The 16,252-nt window shown below is 66.3% G+C and carries 15 protein-coding genes; 7 read left to right on the top strand and 8 right to left on the bottom strand.

Annotated elements, in window-relative coordinates; genetic code table 11:
- Window positions 1-198 precede the first annotated feature (198 nt).
- The 4 genes from IB275_RS17345 to IB275_RS17330 all read right to left on the bottom strand — a co-directional run bounded on the left by IB275_RS17345 (window position 199) and on the right by IB275_RS17330 (window position 3,655).
- The gene (locus IB275_RS17345; protein ID WP_192295751.1) at window positions 199-900 is read right to left on the bottom strand and encodes a YebC/PmpR family DNA-binding transcriptional regulator; all 702 of its coding nucleotides are present in this window, start codon (window positions 898-900) and stop codon (window positions 199-201) included.
- A gap of 75 nt (window positions 901-975) precedes the next feature.
- Window positions 976-1,395, bottom strand: coding sequence for a PaaI family thioesterase (locus tag IB275_RS17340; protein WP_138215555.1), 420 nt, complete (start codon window positions 1,393-1,395; stop codon window positions 976-978).
- Window positions 1,392-2,192, bottom strand: a complete 801-nt coding sequence (locus IB275_RS17335; protein WP_192295750.1) for an RNA polymerase sigma factor — start codon at window positions 2,190-2,192, stop codon at window positions 1,392-1,394. The genes IB275_RS17340 and IB275_RS17335 overlap by 4 nt, the downstream gene beginning before the upstream one ends.
- A gap of 74 nt (window positions 2,193-2,266) precedes the next feature.
- Window positions 2,267-3,655, bottom strand: a complete 1,389-nt coding sequence (locus IB275_RS17330) for an aminotransferase-like domain-containing protein (protein WP_192295749.1) — start codon at window positions 3,653-3,655, stop codon at window positions 2,267-2,269.
- Between the two features lie 186 nt (window positions 3,656-3,841).
- On the opposite strand from IB275_RS17330, the gene IB275_RS17325 reads away from it, so the two are divergent.
- From IB275_RS17325 to IB275_RS17305, 5 genes are all read left to right on the top strand, one after another.
- Window positions 3,842-4,615 carry a class II aldolase/adducin family protein gene (locus tag IB275_RS17325; RefSeq protein WP_192295748.1) on the top strand — a complete coding sequence of 258 codons (774 nt, stop codon included), beginning with the start codon at window positions 3,842-3,844 and terminating at the stop codon, window positions 4,613-4,615.
- Window positions 4,616-4,716: 101 nt separating this feature from the next.
- Window positions 4,717-5,745: an ABC transporter substrate-binding protein gene (locus IB275_RS17320; RefSeq protein WP_138215559.1), complete on the top strand. Its 1,029-nt coding sequence runs from the start codon at window positions 4,717-4,719 to the stop codon at window positions 5,743-5,745.
- 272 nt (window positions 5,746-6,017) lie between these two features.
- Window positions 6,018-6,923, top strand: coding sequence for a LysR substrate-binding domain-containing protein (locus IB275_RS17315; protein WP_192295747.1), 906 nt, complete (start codon window positions 6,018-6,020; stop codon window positions 6,921-6,923).
- Window positions 6,924-7,043: 120 nt separating this feature from the next.
- On the top strand, window positions 7,044-8,243 hold the full coding sequence (locus IB275_RS17310; RefSeq protein WP_192295746.1) for an MFS transporter: 1,200 nt from the start codon (window positions 7,044-7,046) through the stop codon (window positions 8,241-8,243).
- Window positions 8,244-8,316: 73 nt separating this feature from the next.
- Complete coding sequence (locus IB275_RS17305; protein WP_192295745.1) at window positions 8,317-9,219, top strand: LysR family transcriptional regulator; 903 nt, start codon at window positions 8,317-8,319, stop codon at window positions 9,217-9,219.
- Here IB275_RS17305 and IB275_RS17300 read toward each other — a convergent pair.
- The 3 genes from IB275_RS17300 to IB275_RS17290 form a co-directional block, all read right to left on the bottom strand.
- On the bottom strand, window positions 9,213-10,700 hold the full coding sequence (locus IB275_RS17300) for a DHA2 family efflux MFS transporter permease subunit (RefSeq protein ID WP_225607890.1): 1,488 nt from the start codon (window positions 10,698-10,700) through the stop codon (window positions 9,213-9,215). The genes IB275_RS17305 and IB275_RS17300 overlap by 7 nt on opposite strands.
- A 101-nt stretch (window positions 10,701-10,801) precedes the next feature.
- Window positions 10,802-11,929, bottom strand: coding sequence for an HlyD family secretion protein (locus IB275_RS17295; RefSeq protein ID WP_192295744.1), 1,128 nt, complete (start codon window positions 11,927-11,929; stop codon window positions 10,802-10,804).
- An 11-nt stretch (window positions 11,930-11,940) separates the two neighbouring features.
- Window positions 11,941-12,453, bottom strand: a complete 513-nt coding sequence (locus IB275_RS17290) for a winged helix-turn-helix transcriptional regulator (RefSeq protein WP_192295743.1) — start codon at window positions 12,451-12,453, stop codon at window positions 11,941-11,943.
- A 637-nt stretch (window positions 12,454-13,090) separates the two neighbouring features.
- Here IB275_RS17290 and IB275_RS17285 point away from each other — a divergent pair.
- Entirely contained in the window at window positions 13,091-14,431 is a 1,341-nt protein-coding gene (locus tag IB275_RS17285) for an OprD family porin (protein WP_405308171.1), read from the top strand.
- Window positions 14,432-14,482: 51 nt separating this feature from the next.
- Here IB275_RS17285 and IB275_RS17280 read toward each other — a convergent pair whose 3' ends face one another.
- Window positions 14,483-15,253 (bottom strand): alpha/beta fold hydrolase, encoded by a 771-nt coding sequence (locus IB275_RS17280; RefSeq protein WP_192295742.1) that lies wholly within the window; start codon window positions 15,251-15,253, stop codon window positions 14,483-14,485.
- A 351-nt stretch (window positions 15,254-15,604) separates the two neighbouring features.
- Between IB275_RS17280 and IB275_RS17275 the strand changes: the two genes are divergently transcribed.
- Window positions 15,605-16,252 (top strand): alpha/beta hydrolase, encoded by a 648-nt coding sequence (locus IB275_RS17275; protein WP_192295741.1) that lies wholly within the window; start codon window positions 15,605-15,607, stop codon window positions 16,250-16,252.

Genomic DNA, 16,252 nt, shown 5'->3' with positions numbered 1-16,252 from the left:
GAAATGCGCAAAGTCGCTGCGCTGGGGAGCAACCCTGCAGGAGCGGGCCATGCCCGCGATCCGTCGGCAGGAGAGCTTGAGCCAAAGCCTGAAGAACGGGCTGTAGCGGATAGCAAGTCTTCGCGCGAGCGCGCAGCGCCCGCCAGAATGAAAAAAGGCGGCCAATCGGCCGCCCTTTCTGTCTTGCGCCAGTCCGACTTACGCCAGGCCGACGTAGAGGTTCTGCACGTCGTCGTTGCCGTCCAGGGCGTCGAGGAAGGCTTCGACTTCCTCCAGTTCCGCGTCGGACAGGCTCACCGGGTTCTTTGCCTTGTAGCCGAGCTTGGCCGAGGCGACCGTGAAGCCGTGCTCGGGCAGGGCGCGGCAGACGGCGTCGAGGTCGGTGGAGTCGGTGAGGAACAGGGTGTCGCCGTCTTCCTCGCCCGGCTCGAAGTCCTGGGCGCCGGCTTCGATGGCGGCCAGTTCCGGGTCGGCGTCAGCGCTGGCCGGGGTGGCCTCCACCAGGCCCAGGTAGTCGAAGTCCCAGGACACCGATCCGGAGGCGCCCAGCTGGCCCTTGCGGAACAGTACGCGGATTTCCGCGATGGTGCGGTTCACGTTGTCGGTCAGGCACTCGACGATCACCGGCACGCGGTGCGGGGCGAAACCTTCGTAGACCACGCGCTCGAAGGTAGCTGCGCCGTCCAGCAGGCCGGCGCCCTTCTTGATGGCGCGCTCCAGGGTATCGCGCGGCATCGAGGCCTTCTTGGCCTGCTCGACGACCAGGCGCAGTTTCGGGTTCATGTCCGGGTCGGCGCCATTGCGCGCGGCGATCATGATTTCCTTCGACAGTTTGCCGAAAATGCGGCCCTTGGCGTTGGCGGCGACTTCTTTATGTTTGGCTTTCCACTGGGCGCCCATAGTGATCTCTTGCTGGCGGTTGCTGATGGGCGGCAAGTCTAAGGCCTCGCGCGGCCGCTGGCGATATCCGGCGGATCAGCGCGGGACCGCGAATACCGCGCTGGCCTGCGCCACCACCTTGTCGCCCACCGACAGCAGCGCATTGGCAAAGGCCATCTGCCGGCCCTGCCGGCTGTGCAGCAGGCGGATGCTCAGCCAGTCACCGACCTGGGCACTGGAGACGTAGTCCAGGGTCAGGCTGGCGGTGACCAGCGGTTGCGGCGGTTGGCTGGAGAAGGCCATGGCGTAGCCCATGCCGATGTCCGCCAGGGTGGCGAGGATGCCACCGTGTACGCCGCCGCGGCTGTTGGTGTGGCGTTCGTCCAGCAGCAGGCCGAGTTCCAGTGAATCACCTTCGCCGCGCACCAGGAACGGGCCGAGCAGGTCCAGCAACGGATTGCGCCGCTGCAGCGGCTGGAAGCCTTCGGGGTAGTCCAGATCGGCGAGTGCGTTCATTGCCAGCCTCCGGTGTGCTGCTGCAGCACGGCGCGGACGGTTTCGATGACCCGTTGCGGGACGTGGTAATCCGGGTGGCCGCGGAACACTGCTGCGGCATCGGCCAGGCGGGTGAGGGCGAGCAGCTCGCTCTCGGCCTTGCGGGTATCGCTGGCGCCCGCCGGCAGGGCCAGTGCCTGGCGCTCGCAGGAGCAGGCGGCCTGCGCGTTGACCAGCCCGCAATGCTGCTGCATGAACTCATCCAGTCGCTGGCGTGCCCGTGACAGGCGCTTGCGGTAGGCCGCCGGTTCGATCTCCAGCACCTCCGCCGCCGTCTCCGAGTCCAGCCCGAAGGCGATGTCGAGCACATAGGCCAGGCGCTGCTCGCGCTCCAGGCACATCAGCATGCCCTGGGTGCAGGCCAGCGCGATGCGCTCGGCGGTAAGCTTGTCGGCCGGTTCAAGCGGGCGCTCATTGGCTTCGGCCAGGCGCAGACCGAGGTCGAGCTTTTCCGCCAGAGCTTCCAGCGACACGGTGGGCGTCTCTCGGACCTTGGTGCGCGCAGTCAGCAGCGCGTTGCTGGCGATGCGGAAAGCCCAGGTGGAGAACTGGCTGTCGCCGCGGAAGCTGGCGAGGTGCGTGGTGATGCGCAGGAGGATTTCCTGGCTGGCGTCCTGGGCATCTTCACGGCGGCCGAGCATGCGCAGGGCGAGGTTGTAGACCGGTGATTGCAGGGCCACCAGCAGTGCGTCGAGGGCGGCGGGGTCGCCTTGCTGGGCGCGTTGCAGTTGCTGCGGGTCGATGGCGGGAAATTTCATGGTGTCCTCCTGACGTGCCGGACGAAAGACCGGCTGTTCTTCCTTGGACTCGGCTCCACTGATTGTTGTGACCATCAACCCTGTGCGGAGAGAAAGGTATACAGCCGCTCATCCAGCGAGTGCGCGACGTTGAAGCGCATCCACGGCACGCTGCGGCCGTCGGGCATGAACAGCTGGCCGGGGAACAGCAGAATCTTGGCCTCCTTGGCGCGGCTGGCGAGCAAAGTGGCGTCGTCGACCGCTCGGTGCCGGGCCCAGAGGAACAGGCCGGCGCGGGGTTCGTGGAAGATTTCCAGGCCGGCGGCTTCCAGGCGCCGCGCCACGCTGTCGTGGGCGTCGCCGAGCTGGTCGCGCAGCTGGCGCACGTGCTTGCGGTGGCGGCCCTGCAGGAGGATGTCCAGGGCCAGGGTCTCGGTGAGTTCCGAGCTGGTCAGGCCGCTGACCATCTTCAGCGGCACCAGCTCCTCGATCAGTTCCGGGTGCGCGGCGATGAAACCGGTGCGCAGCGCCGGGGCGATGACCTTGGACAGGCTGCCGATGTAGATCACCCGCGCCAGCTGGTCGAGGTTGGCCAGCAGCAGCTGGCCGGCGGGGTCGAGTTCGGCGTAGATGTCGTTCTCGACGATGAGGAAATCGTACTTCTCCGCCAGTTGCAGCAACCGGTGAGCGGCGGCCAACGACAGGCTGCCGCCGGTGGGGCTCTGCAGACGAGCCTGGGTGAAGTAGACCTTGGGGCGGTGCTCGCGGGCCAGTTGCTCCAGGCGGTCGAGGTCAAGCCCGTCGGCGCTGCGGGGTACGCCCAGCAATTGCGCGCCCTGCAGGCGCAGGTTGAGGAACAGGTTGTGGTAGCCAGGCTCGTCAACGAGCACCGGATCGCCGCGCTGTACCAGGTAGCGCACAGTCAGATCCAGCGCCTGGCTGGCGCCGGCAGTCAGCAGGATCTGCTCGGGGCTGGCGGCTACCCCCGCATCGCCCAGGCGGTCGGCGAGCTTGCCGCGCAGCTTGGGGTTGCCCTTGCTGTGGCCGTAGTTGCCGAACTGAGTCGGCTCTTCCCGCGCCAGGCTGCGCAGGCCGCGCAGCAGGCCTTCGCCGTCGAGCCAGTGCTCGGGCAGCAGACCGACGCCGGGGCGAAGTTCCATCCCCAGCGGCTGGAAGACCTTGTGCAGCAGCAGGTGCGCATCGAAGTCGAACTCGGTGGGCGCCTCGTCGCTGATGCTGCCCTCGACTACCGGGCCGCGCACATAGAAGCCGGCGTTGGGCACGGCGCTCAGACAGCCGCGCGCCACCAGTCGGTCGTACGCCTCGACCACGGTGAAGTGGCTGACGCCGTTGGCCTGGGCGAACTTGCGGATCGAAGGCAGCTTGGCGCCGGGGCGCAGGCGCTGCTCGTCGATGGCCTGGGCGATACCGTCGACGATCTGGGTGACCAGGGGAATGTCCGAGGTGGGGTCGAGCAACAGCATCCGAAGGTCCGATTATGGTGGGGAAGGATCTGTACAGGTCCGCGGACCATAACAGCACTGCAATTTCTGCGTTGTCCCTGTGCATGGTGCGGGCGGGGCGCGCCCAGCACACTCGGTCCCAGACGGCGGCAATACGCCGCACAGCCTGAAATAAGAACCCCCGAACAAGAACAGGGACAGCCCGTCATGCGTGACACAGCTTACAACATCGATCCGTCGAGTATTTCCGCCGAAGAGTGGCAGGCGCGCTGCGACCTTGCCGCGCTGTACCGGCTGATCGCGCACTTCCGCTGGACCGACCATATCGACACCCACATCTCCGCGCGGGTGCCGGGCGAACCGGGCCACTACCTGATCAACCGCTACGGCGTGATGTTCCATGAAATGCGCGCCTCCGACCTGGTGAAGGTCGACCACGCGGGCGACGTCATCGACCCACGCTTCGGCCCGAAGAGCGTCAATCGCGCCGGCTTCAACATCCATTCCGCGGTACATGCCGCCCGCGAGGACGTGGCCTGCGTGATCCACACCCACACGGCCGCCGGTATCGCGGTGTCTGCCCAGGAAGACGGCCTGCTGCCGATCAGCCAGCATGCGCTTAAGTTCTACGACCGCCTGGGCTACCACGACTACGAAGGCATCGCCCTGGACCCGGAGGAGCGCTCGCGCCTGGTCAACGACCTGGGCAGCCACATGGTGATGATCCTGCGCAACCACGGCCTGCTGGCCACCGGGCGCTGCATCGCCGAAGCCTTCAACCAGATCTACTTCCTCGAGCGCGCCTGCCAGGCGCAGGTCCAGGCCCTGGCCGGCGGCCGCCAGCTGCGCTACCCGCCGCACGCGGTGTGCGAGCGCGTCGCCTTGCAGGAGGAGGAAGCGCTGGTCGACGGCCTGCACCTGCTGGCCTGGGAATCGGCCCTGCGCCTGATCGAGGACGGCGAGGCCGCCTATCGCAGTTAAGACAAACGGGCGCACCTGCCCCTGTTATCGTGCCCCGGTCCGCAGAGACCGGGCGCCTGCGTGCTTGAACCATCTGCCAACAACAAAGCCAAGAGGTGGAAATGAAAAACCCGATTCTGGGAGCCCTGCTCATGGGCGTGGCGTCCGGCGCCATGGCTGCTGATCTGACCGTGATCTCCTTCGGTGGTATCAGCAAGGACGTACAGACCGAGGCCTTCTACAAGCCCTTCGAGAAGAAGGAAGGAATGAAGGTGATCGCCGGCGAGTACAACGGCGAAATGGGCAAGATCAAGGCCATGGTCGACACCGGCGGCGTCAACTGGGACGTCGTCCAGGTGGAAGGCCCTGAGCTGCTGCGCGGCTGCGAAGAAGGCCTGTTCGAGCAACTCGATCCGGCGATCCTCGGCAAGGCCGAAGATTACGTGCCCGGCACCATCTCCGACTGCGGCGCCGGCCTGCTGGTCTGGTCGATGGCCATGGTCTACGACGGTAAACGCCTTGCCAACGGCCCGACCGGCTGGACGGATTTCTGGGACACGAAGAAATTCCCCGGCAAGCGCTCGCTGCGCAAGGGCGCCAAGTACACCCTGGAGATCGCCCTGCTGGCCGATGGCGTGAAGAAGGAAGACCTGTACAAGGTACTGTCCACCAAGGAAGGCGTGGACCGCGCGTTCAAGAAGCTCGATGAGATCAAGCCATCGATCCAGTGGTGGGAGTCCGGCGCGCAGCCGATGCAGTTCCTCGCCAGCGGCGACGTGGTCATGAGCACTGCCTACAACGGCCGCGCCTTCGCTGCGCAGGAGGAGGGCGTGCCGATGAAGGTGGTGTGGAACGGCAGCCTGTATGCCATCGACTCCTGGGCGATCCCCAAGGGCAGCCCGAACAAGAAGGCCGCCGAGGACTTCATCGCCTTCTCGCTGTCGCCCGAGCAGCAGAAGATCCACACCGTGAAGCTGGGTTACGGCTCGGTGAACCTGGGGACCAACAAGCTGATCGATCCCAAGCTGATCGAGCGCCTGAACACGGCGCCGGCGAACCTCGAGCAGGCGGTGCCGGTGAACTTCGAGTTCTGGGTCGACCACGGCGAGGACCTCGAGCAGCGCTTCAACGCCTGGGCGGCGAAGGGCTGATCGGCGGTTTGACGCGGGTGGCAACACCCGCGTGATCGTGTCGCTGGTACGGCCCGCCCCTGCGAGGAGTCGTGTTCCCCAGCAGGGGCGGGCCTTGCCTGCGGCCGCGCCCATGGGACGCTACTGCAGACCCGCACCGACGCTTTCCGCTCGCAGGAGCGGTTGACTCCATTCTCCCCGTACATGACCGCCGCAGCATGGCTGGCGCGTGCCGCATCACCTGATACGGTAAGCTGCGCAGCTTTCCCAGCGTTCCAGGCGGAGAACAACCCATGGAAGACCTCAACACCCTCTATTACTTCACTCAGGTGGTGGAGCAGGGTGGGTTCGCCGCTGCCGGCCGCGCGCTGGACATCCCCAAGTCCAAGCTCAGCCGGCGCATCGCCCAGTTGGAGGAACGCCTGGGCGTGCGTCTGCTGCACCGCACCAGCCGGCACTGCTCGCTGACCGAGATCGGCCAGGAGTACTACCAGCGCTGCGTGGCCATGCGCATCGAGGCGGAAGGTGCTTCGGAGGTCATCGAACGCAACCGCGCCGAGCCACGCGGACTGGTGCGGCTGGCCTGCCCGACGACGCTGCTCAACTCCTGGGTCGGGCCGATGCTCACCCGCTACATGCTCAAATACCCGCTGGTGGAACTGTTCATCGAGAGCACCAACCGCCGCGTCGACCTGCTCCACGAGGGTTTCGATATCGCCCTGCGGGTGCGCTTCCCGCCGCTGGAGAACACCGACATGGTGATGAAGGTGCTGGGCAACAGCACCCAGTGCCTGGTGGGGCGCCCGGATTTCCTCGAACGCATGACCGGCGACAGCTCGCCGATGGGCTTCGGCCAGCTGCCCAGCCTGCACTGGGGCGGCATGCAGCGCGAATACCAGTGGGAGTTGTTCAACGAGGAAGGGGAGCGCCTGTTGATCTCTCACAAGCCACGCATGGTCACCGACGACCTGCTGGCCCTGCGCAATGCGGTGATCGCCGGTGTCGGCATCGCCCACGTGCCGCGTGTGGCGGTGCGCGAGGACCTGGCTGCCGGCCGGCTGGTCGAGCTGCTGCCGGACTGGTCGCCCAAGTGCGGCATCGTCCACGCGATCTTCCCCTCGCGCCGTGGCCTGCTGCCCTCGGTACGCACACTAATCGACTTCCTCGCCGAGGAATTCAGCAACAGCGACATGGCCTGAACCGTCGCGCCGGCAGGCAGCGTTGCGTTTCGCGCACCGCTGTATTGCCGGCCCGACCGATTCTGCGCGGGAGGCTGCCGGCATAGGCTGGCGCCACTGTTTTTCCCACAAGGAATGGTCATGAACCCCGCTTCGAATTCCCTTCCGGCCGACCACACGCAGCCGACCCTGTCCTCAGCGATGGTGGTGCTGCTGGCCTTCTGCTGCGGCGCCGTGGTCGCCAACCTCTACTACGCGCAGCCCATCGTCGAGCTGATTGCCCCGGCAATCGGCCTCTCCACCGAAAAAGCCAGCCTGATCGTCTCTTTGACGCAGTTCGGCTACGCCATTGGCCTGCTGTTCCTGGTGCCGCTGGCGGACCTGCTGGAAAACCGCAAGCTGGTGATCGGCTTCACTCTGGCCGTGGCGCTGTGCCTGGCCGGCGCCGGGCTGGCGAATTCGCCTTCGGTGCTGCTGGCCTGCGCACTGCTGATCGGCCTGACCTCGGTGGCAGTGCAGATCCTCGTGCCGCTGGCCGCGCACCTGGCGCCGGAAGAGGCCCGTGGCCGCGTGGTGGGCAACATCATGGGCGGCCTACTGCTGGGCATCCTGCTGTCACGGCCGGTGTCCAGCCTGGTGGCGGAAGTCTTCGGCTGGCGCGGGGTGTTTCTCGCCGCGTCCGTGCTGATGCTGGTGATCGCGCTGGTGATGGCGGTGGCGCTGCCGCGCCGCGTACCAGCCCACAGCGCGACCTACCCGCAGCTGATCGGTTCGGTGTTCTCCCTGGCGCGGCGCTACGCCGTGCTGCGTGAACGCGCGCTCTACCAAGGGCTGCTGTTCGCCGCGTTCAGCGCCTTCTGGACCATCGCCCCCATCGAGCTGATCCGCCACCATGGCTTCAGCCAGACTCAGGTCGCGCTGTTCGCCCTGGTAGGCGCCGTCGGCGCCGTCGCCGCGCCCATCGCCGGACGGCTGGCGGATGCCGGGCATACCGTCAAGGGCACCCTGGTGGCGCTGCTGCTGGCGCCGTTCGCGCTGTTGCTCGGTGCGCTGCCCGGTGCGGGATTCTTCTGGCTGGTGGTGTGCGCGGTGCTGCTGGATTTCGCGGTGCAGCTGAACATGGTGCTTGGCCAGCGTGAGGTGTACGCCCTTGACCCGCACAGCCGTGCGCGCCTGAACGCGGTGTACATGACCAGCATCTTCGTCGGCGGTGCGCTCGGCTCGCTGGTTGCCAGCCCGCTCTACGAAGCCATCAGCTGGACGCCGTTCGCCATCGGCGCGGCGGTCATCCCGACCATCGCCACCTTGCTCTTCCTGCTGCGCGGCGACAGCCACGCCTGAGAGCACAGGCGTGCAAGGCGAGCGCAGGGGTGATTGGGTACACTCCGGGGTTTCCCGCTCCCGGAGTGCCGCCATGGACAAACTGCAGGCCCTGTCGATGTTCGTCGAGACCGTCCGTTGTGGCGGTTACTCGGCGGCGGCCCGCAAGCTCGGCGTGGCAACCTCCTCGGTGACCCGCCAGGTGGCGGCGCTGGAAGCGGAGCTGGGCGCCACGCTGCTCAACCGCACCACCCGCCACAGCAGCCCGACGCTCGCCGGACAGGCGTACTACGACAAGGCCGTGGAAATCCTCGAGGCGTTGGTGGAAGCCGACGGACTGGTCAGCGACCGTGGCCGCGAGGCGAAGGGGCGGTTGCGCGTCAGCGTACCGGTGGAATTCGGTCGCCGAGTCATCGCCCCGCACCTGGGAAGCCTGCTGGCGCAGTACCCGGAGCTGGAAGTCAGCCTGTCCCTCAGCGACCAGATCACCGACCTGCCGAAACAGCAGATCGACCTGTCCGTGCGCCTGGGTTCGAGCCTTACCAGCGACGACATCATCAGTCGCCCCATCGGCCAGTTCCAGCGCTGGCTGGTGGCGAGCCCCGACTACCTGCAACGCGCCGGCACGCCGGCCCACCCGCTGGACCTGATGGAGCACCAGTGCCTGCGCTTCGACTACGGCGGCGCGCACCTGACCTGGACCTGTAGCGACGGCCAGGACACCTGGCCGCTCAACGTGCAGGGCCGCCTGCAGAGCAACAATGCCGATGTCCTGCGCGAGACCGCGCTGGCCGGCGGTGGCATCGCGCTGCTGTCGGACTGGCTGGTGGCCGAAGACGTTCGCGCCGGAAGGCTGGTGCGCCTGCTGCCCGAGTACGACTCCTATCCCGGCAACACCGTGGGCAGCATCAACGTGCTGTACCCGCCGAGCCTGCGTGAATCCAGCCGCATCCGCGTGTTCGTCGCCTTCCTCGAGGAGCTGATGGCGGCTCAGTGATTGTCTGCGCTGGGCTGCGTGGGCGGGGCGATCCTGCGCATCAGCGGCACCAACAGCAGCGTCACCGCGAAGCACGCGCCGACCAGCAGGAAGGCATCGGCGAAGGTCAGTGTCTGCGCCTCGCGCCAGGTCAGGTTCCACAGGTGCTTGAGCGCCTGCTGCGACGGTTCGCCGTTGAGCTCCATGGATGGCGCCAGCCAGCGGTTGAGCGCTTCGTTGCCGCTGTTCAGGTGCTCCGCCAGGCGCAGGAAGTGCAGGTTGGCGCGGTCGTTGAGCACCGTGGCGCAGGCGGCGATGCCGATGGCGCCGCCCAGGTTGCGCATCAGGTTGAACAGCCCGGAGGCGAGCTTCAGGCGCTCCGGCGGCAGTGAGCCCAGTGCCAGCGTCACGGTGGGCGCTACGCAGAACTGCTGCGCCATGCCGCGCAGGGCCTGCGGGAACATCAACTGGCCCGCGCCCCAGTCGTGGGTCAGCGGGGCGAATTCATACATCGACAGGGTGAACATCACCATCCCCAGCAACAGTATCCAGCGCAGGTCGACGCGCCGGGCGAGGGCGGCGTAGAGCGGAATGCTCATGATCTGGAAGATGCCCGTGGAGAAGATCGCCAGGCCGATGTCCAGCGCACCGTAGCCGCGCACCCGGCCGAGGAACAGCGGGGTCAGGTAGATGGTGGCGAAGATGCCGATGCCGGTGACGAAGCTGAACAGGCAGCCGAGCGCGAAGTTGCGTTCCCTCAGGGCGCGCAGGTCGACGATGGGGTGCGCGGCGGTCAGGCTGCGGTAGATGAAGGCGATGCCGCACAGGCCGGAAACCCAGGCGGTGACGACGATGGTGTCGTCGCTGAACCAGTTCCAGCGCGGGCCTTCCTCCAGGGTGTATTCCAGGCAGCCGAGGAACAGCGCCATCAGCAGAATCGCCGGGTAGTCGGCGCCCTTGAGCAGCGACAGGTCGGGCTTGTCGATGCGCACCATGATCGGCACTACGATGGCGACGAACAGCCCCGGCACCAGGTTGATATAGAACAGCCAGGGCCAGGAGGAAATGTCAGTGATCCAGCCGCCGATCACCGGCCCGAGGGTCGGCGCGAGGGAGGCGATGGCGCCGATGGTGGCGGCGACTATCACCCGCTGCTTGCCGTCGAAGTAGAGGAAGCCGGTGGTGAACACCATGGGGATCATCGAACCACCGAGAAAGCCCTGCAGCGCGCGGAAGGCGATCATGCTCTGGATGTTCCAGGCCATGGCGCAGAGCAGACTGGTGAGGGTGAAGCCCAGTGCCGAGGCGGCGAACAGCCAACGGGTGGAGAGCACCTTGGACAGCCAGCCGGAGAGCGGGATGACGATGATCTCGGCGATCAGGTAACTGGTCTGCACCCAGGCCAGTTCATCGGCACCGGCCGATAGCCCGCCGCCGATGTCGCGCAGCGAGGCGGAGACGATCTGGATGTCCAGCAGGGCGATGAACATCCCCAGGCACATGCAGGCGAAGGAGATGACCTTGCGGCCGGTGGAAAGGCTCTCCACCGGCACCACTTCGCTGCTCCAGTGCTTTGCGATCCACAGCTTGCTGCCGGAGAGGTTCACGGCTGGTTGCTCAGGGCGACGCGCTGGTCGGCGTCGCCATGCTCGTGGGCGCGGGTGTCCACTTCCACCAGCACGGAAAGGCCGGGGCGCAGGTTGCCGAGGCGGCCGTCGGCGTCGTCCAGGTGCACGCGCACCGGCACGCGCTGGACGATCTTGGTGAAGTTGCCGGTGGCGTTCTCCGGCGGGAGGATGCTGAACTGCGCGCCGGTGGCCGGGGCGAGGCTGTCCAGGTGGCCGTGGAAGACCTTGCCGGGGAGGATGTCGGCCTCGATGGTCACCGCCTGGCCGGGTTGCATGCGCGCCAGTTGGTCTTCCTTGAAATTGGCGTCCACCCACAGGCCCTGCGCGGGCACCACGGCGAGCAACTGGGTACCGGCGGCGACGTAGCTGCCGACCCGCGCACGGCGGTTGCCGATGTAGCCGTCCACCGGGGCTCGCAGTTCGGTGTAGCCAAGGTCCAGGTGCGCCAGGTCACGGGCGGCGACGGCCTGCTCCAGCGCGGCCTGGGCCTGCTGGCGCTGGCTGTGGATCACGTCCAGCTGGCGACGCGCGGCAAGCAGGCTGGCACGGGCCTTGTCGCTGTTGGCGCGGGCGGATTTGAAGCTGGCGTCGGCGCGCTGTGCGGCTTCCACCGACACGGCGTTGGTGCGCACCAGGGTGGCGTAGCGGCGTTGGTCGTCGCGGGTGCGAACCTCTTCCGCAGCGGCGGCGTCGATCTCCGCCTGGCTCTGGCGGATCAGTGCGTCCTGCAGCGAGGCCTGGGCGTCGACATTGCCCAGCGCCGCTTCCTCGGCATGCACCGCGCCCTCGGCTTTTGCCAGAGCGGCGCGGTAGTCACGGTCATCGATGCGCGCGAGCAGGTCGCCGGCATGCACCCGCTGGTTATCGCTGACCTTCAACTCGGCGATGTAGCCGGCTACGCGCGGGCTGATGACGGTGACGTCGCCGCCGACGTAGGCATCGTCGGTCTTCTCCAGAAAGCGCCCGTCGAGCCACCAGTGCCCGGCGTAGGCGGCTGCGCCGAGGATGGCTGCGGTGGCGATGCCCAGCCTGAGCGCCTTGCGGGATTTCGGTCTGGCCGTGTCGACGGCTGGCGTGGTGGGGAGGGTGAAGGGCTGGTTCATGGCGGCCTCGCTCAGGCGTGATCGGCGTGGGGAGTGTTCTGGGGAATGTTCTGGGGAATTGCTTGCGGGAAGACGGGGACGAGTCGGTCGCCCTCGCGGCGGTGAATCTGGTGCTGCGGACCGATGGGCTCGCCGCTGTCGGCATCCACCAGGGCGATACGCACGGGGCGGCCGTTGCGGGTGTCCACCAGCTCGGCGGCGCTGGCCATGCCGGCGTGGCGCTTGCCCCACTGCAGCAGGGTCAGCAGCACCGAGCGCAGGTCGCGGCCGCGCTCGGTGAGCAGGTAGTCGAAGCGCGGCGGGTGGTCGTTGTACTGGCGGCGCTGCAGCAGACCGCTGTCCACCAGGGCGCGCAGGCGGCGGGTGAGCACGTTGCTGGCAATGCCCAATCGTGCGAGGAACTGATCGAAGCGGGTGGAGCCGTAGAAGGATTCGCGCAGGATCAGCATGTTCCAGCTGTCGCCGATCAGGTCCAGCGCCTGGGCGACGGGGCAGGGCAGGTGGTCGAAGCTGGTTCTGCGCATGGCTGCACCTCTTTAAATTAATCTCATCATCCAATCGGGCCGCCTTGTCACGGGCCTGGCAATGCCACAGGCAAGGCTCGGTCGGAAAAGATTATGATCGTAATCTAAAACGGTCACTTGCTTTGCGCAAGTGAGTCGTTGGGGGAGGGACGGCGCAGGGGATGAACGGCGTGCCGGGTGAACTTCCGGCGGGCGAAATAGTTGCCTGATCCTGCGGAAATTGCCCGGATAAGTTCAGGGGAAGTTAGCGGGAAATACCGTGCGAATAACTTGGGAGGTGGCCGGGATAATTATCCGGTAAATGGTCTGGAACGGCTGTTCCACAACTTTTCTTCAGGCAAAAAAAGGCCGCCTGGGGAGGCGGCCAAACCAAAGGATGATGAAGTGGAGCAATCCTCCGGACGCTCTGGAGCGGGCGTCCGGGACTCATGTGCTTCATCGGGGCGCAAGCTTAATGGCGATATCGGCAAATGCTGAATCATTCGTCTCGATATCGACTATCGACAAAGCTGGTTTGAGGCGCGGACGAGGGATTGTTATCTCTTCGCTGGCTCTGCCTAGGGCGGGGAAACATAAGAAAGTTGTTCAGAATTCAATCGATACACCTGCCAAGACAAGTCCAACAAAGGGGTAGCAGATGTCCGCGTTCCGTCTTTCAATGCTCGGTGCCTGTGTCAGTGCATCGCTCGCCGGCATTCCGTTCCAGCTGGCGCACGCCGCCGCCGTTTCCGACCAGTCCGAAGCCACCGGCTTCATCGAAGGCAGCACCGCTTCGCTGCTGATGCGCAACTACTACTACAACAGCGACCGCAAGTCCGGGGCCGGTGACCGCAAGGACTGGACCCAGGGCTTCACGCTGAATTACAGCTCCGGCTTCACCCAGGGCACCGTCGGCTTCGGTGTCGAGGCCTTCGGCAACTGGGGCATCCGCCTGGACGGCGGTGCCGGCACCTCCGGCACCGGCAACCTGCCGGTGCGTGACGACGGCTCGCCGGAAAGCGAGTACGGCCGCGCTGGCGGCGCGGTGAAGCTGCGCGTCTCCAGGACCGAACTGCGCTGGGGCGACCTGCAGCCCACCGCACCGGTGTTCGCCGCCGGCGGCACCCGCCTGTTCCCACAGACCGCCACCGGCTTCAACGTGCTCAGCAGCGAGATCGAGGGGCTGGACCTGGACGGCGGCCACTTCACCGGCGGCAACGGCCCGGTGACCACCAACGGCGACCACGGCATCTGGGCCTCCTACGCCAACGTCGAGGCCAGCAGCATCGACTACGTGGGCGGCAAGTACGCGGTCAACGACGCGCTGAACTTCTCGCTGTATGCGTCCAAACTCGAAGACGTGTGGCGCCAGTACTACGGTAACGCCAACTACACGCTGCCGCTGGCGGATGACCAGTCGCTGAACTTCGACTTCAACCTCTACCGCACCAATGACGACGGCAGCGCCAAGGCCGGCGAGATCAGCAACACCACCTGGTCCGCCGCCGCCGCGTACACCTTCCTCACCGCGCATACCCTGACGCTGGCGTATCAGAAGGTCCACGGCGATACGCCGTTCGACTACGTGGCCTTCGGCGTCAACGGCCCCGGCGACACCGGCGATTCGATCTTCCTCGCCAACTCCATCCAGTACTCGGACTTCAACGGTCCGGAAGAGAAGTCCTGGCAGCTGCGCTATGACCTGGCGATGGCCACCTACGGCATCCCCGGCCTGAGCTTCATGGCCCGCTACGTCAACGGCCATGGCATCGACGGCACGAAAATGGCCGCCGACAGCCCGTACCGCGGCTATGGCTACGGTGAGGACGGCAAGCACCACGAGACCAACCTGGAAGCCAAGTACGTGGTGCAGTCCGGGCCGGCGAAGGACCTGTCCTTCCGCCTGCGTGAGGCGATCCATCGAGGCAACGCCGACCAGGCCGAGGGCGACGTCAATGAGTTCCGCCTGATCGTCGACTACCCGCTGTCGATCCTGTAATGGCTGGCACCGGCGCCTCGTTCTGGGGCGCCGGTGCGGCACGTAGCGTGTCTAACAGGCGAGGTGGGAAATTGCCTGCGCCAGGCCATCCGGGTTGTCGTAGGCGATCATGTGCCCGCTATGGGCAACGATCTCAACCCGGCAGCCGGCCTGGTGATACAGGCGGATGTCGTTCAAGGGGGTGTTGTCCGAGAGGATTACGGCCTTTTTGGGGGTACGCAGCACTTTCAGGGCCTCGATCCACCGCCCAGTGTCGTAGTCGGCGAGCGCCGCGCCGGCCCACTGGTAGATGGCCTGCGGCGAGCTGACCTGGAAGGGGCCGAGCCAGGCTTCGTTGTCTCCGTCTTCCCTGAGTCGTTCAAGCAGTTGTGAAAAGCCGATGGCGACAAACTCGCTTTCACCCATGGCCGTGATGGATTCGAGCAGGGCGACGCCATATTCGGTGAGGCCGGGTTGGCAGAGGATCAGCTTGTTGACCTTGGTTGGCAGCGCGGCCGCGAGCTTGAGCGCGATGAAGGCGCCGGCGCTGTGACCGAACAGGCCGCAGCGGTTGACGCCGGTGCTGAGAATCCAGTTTTCCAGTGTCTGGGCTTGGGCCGTTGTGCCGTAGAGGGTAGCGTCGGGCTTGTCGCTGAAACCGGCGCCGGGCAGGTCGACCAGCCAGGAGCGGCGCCGGCAATAGGCGTCCGACGCGATGACCGCGGGATAGTCGCTGGTCGATGCGCAGCCCAGGCCGTGAATGTAGATCAGGGGTGACGCTCCATAGCAGACATCTTGCCAACGCAGCAGGTCCTTCTGCTCGTCAAAGGGGTAGGTGTTCATGTCTCACACTCCCATTGGGATTGCAGAACCCGGAGGCTTGCGGAAGACGCACGAGACGGCATGGCAGCTTCTTCGTGCGTACCGCCATGGGCATGGCAGTGAGGTCAGGGTAGGGGGCGGAGCAGGGACGCAGGGTGGCAGTTCGGGCGAGGTTGAAGTCGATCAAATTCGGATCTGCTTTTGTTGTGGGAAGCGTCAGTTTGTTCGTCATTCGTTTGCCACTCCCGATGAAGGGGAGAACGACATTCGATCTGCTGTTGTCCTGGCGGGCCCGCAACGGGCCTTGCGTGCCATGACGCGGGAAAGCGACGGTTCTACAATGCGGGTTCCCTCCCTTCCCAAGGAAATCCGATGCCCGCCGAAGAACAGCGCAGCACACAACTGATCGATGGCCCGGTGGGCAAGCTGCAGTTGCTGATCGACCGGCCGGACTTGCCGGTGCAAGGCATCGCGCTGATCAGCCATCCGCAGCCGCTGCTCGGCGGCAGCCCCAAACACCGCGTGCCGCTGACCCTTTCGCGCAAGCTCTGTGGCGCCGGCTGGATGACCGTACGGCCGAGCTTCCGGGGTGTGGATGGCAGCCAGGGCGAGTACGCCGAAGGCATCGGCGAGGCGCAGGACATGCTCGCGGTGATCGCGCACCTGCGTAGCGAGTATCCGCAGCTGCCGCTGGCGCTGGTGGGCTTTTCCTTCGGCTCGTATGTATTTGCCCGCATAGCCAGCGAGCTGTCGCCGCCCGCGCAGGCCATCGCGCTGATGGGTTTGCCGGTGGGCACGGTGCCCGGTGGCCGGGACTACGAAGCACAGGACCTGCCTGCCGATTGCCTGCTGCTGCATGGCGAGGCGGACGAGATGGCGCCGCTGGCGAACCTGCTCGACTGGGCGCGCCCGACGCAGCGCGAGGTGGTGCTCTACGCCGGCGCGGACCACTTCTTCAAGGGTTGCCTGGAGCGCGCGGTGGAGCGCGTGCTGGAGCACCTGTCCCGCGCGATCACCTGA

Source organism: Pseudomonas sp. PDM21 (assembly GCF_014852505.2).
In the GTDB taxonomy this organism is placed as follows: domain Bacteria; phylum Pseudomonadota; class Gammaproteobacteria; order Pseudomonadales; family Pseudomonadaceae; genus Pseudomonas.
The sequence above is the reverse complement of the archived record's forward strand: the minus strand, read 5'-3'. Positions and strand labels throughout refer to the sequence as shown.

Coding starts and splice junctions, on each gene's coding strand:
- IB275_RS17345 (WP_192295751.1), bottom strand. CDS start 900: ATGGGCGCCCAGTGGAAAGCCAAACATAAAGAAGTCGCCGCCAACGCC.
- IB275_RS17340 (WP_138215555.1), bottom strand. CDS start 1,395: ATGAACGCACTCGCCGATCTGGACTACCCCGAAGGCTTCCAGCCGCTG.
- IB275_RS17335 (WP_192295750.1), bottom strand. CDS start 2,192: ATGAAATTTCCCGCCATCGACCCGCAGCAACTGCAACGCGCCCAGCAA.
- IB275_RS17330 (WP_192295749.1), bottom strand. CDS start 3,655: ATGCTGTTGCTCGACCCCACCTCGGACATTCCCCTGGTCACCCAGATC.
- IB275_RS17325 (WP_192295748.1), top strand. CDS start 3,842: ATGCGTGACACAGCTTACAACATCGATCCGTCGAGTATTTCCGCCGAA.
- IB275_RS17320 (WP_138215559.1), top strand. CDS start 4,717: ATGAAAAACCCGATTCTGGGAGCCCTGCTCATGGGCGTGGCGTCCGGC.
- IB275_RS17315 (WP_192295747.1), top strand. CDS start 6,018: ATGGAAGACCTCAACACCCTCTATTACTTCACTCAGGTGGTGGAGCAG.
- IB275_RS17310 (WP_192295746.1), top strand. CDS start 7,044: ATGAACCCCGCTTCGAATTCCCTTCCGGCCGACCACACGCAGCCGACC.
- IB275_RS17305 (WP_192295745.1), top strand. CDS start 8,317: ATGGACAAACTGCAGGCCCTGTCGATGTTCGTCGAGACCGTCCGTTGT.
- IB275_RS17300 (WP_225607890.1), bottom strand. CDS start 10,700: ATGTGCCTGGGGATGTTCATCGCCCTGCTGGACATCCAGATCGTCTCC.
- IB275_RS17295 (WP_192295744.1), bottom strand. CDS start 11,929: ATGAACCAGCCCTTCACCCTCCCCACCACGCCAGCCGTCGACACGGCC.
- IB275_RS17290 (WP_192295743.1), bottom strand. CDS start 12,453: ATGCGCAGAACCAGCTTCGACCACCTGCCCTGCCCCGTCGCCCAGGCG.
- IB275_RS17285 (WP_405308171.1), top strand. CDS start 13,091: ATGTCCGCGTTCCGTCTTTCAATGCTCGGTGCCTGTGTCAGTGCATCG.
- IB275_RS17280 (WP_192295742.1), bottom strand. CDS start 15,253: ATGAACACCTACCCCTTTGACGAGCAGAAGGACCTGCTGCGTTGGCAA.
- IB275_RS17275 (WP_192295741.1), top strand. CDS start 15,605: ATGCCCGCCGAAGAACAGCGCAGCACACAACTGATCGATGGCCCGGTG.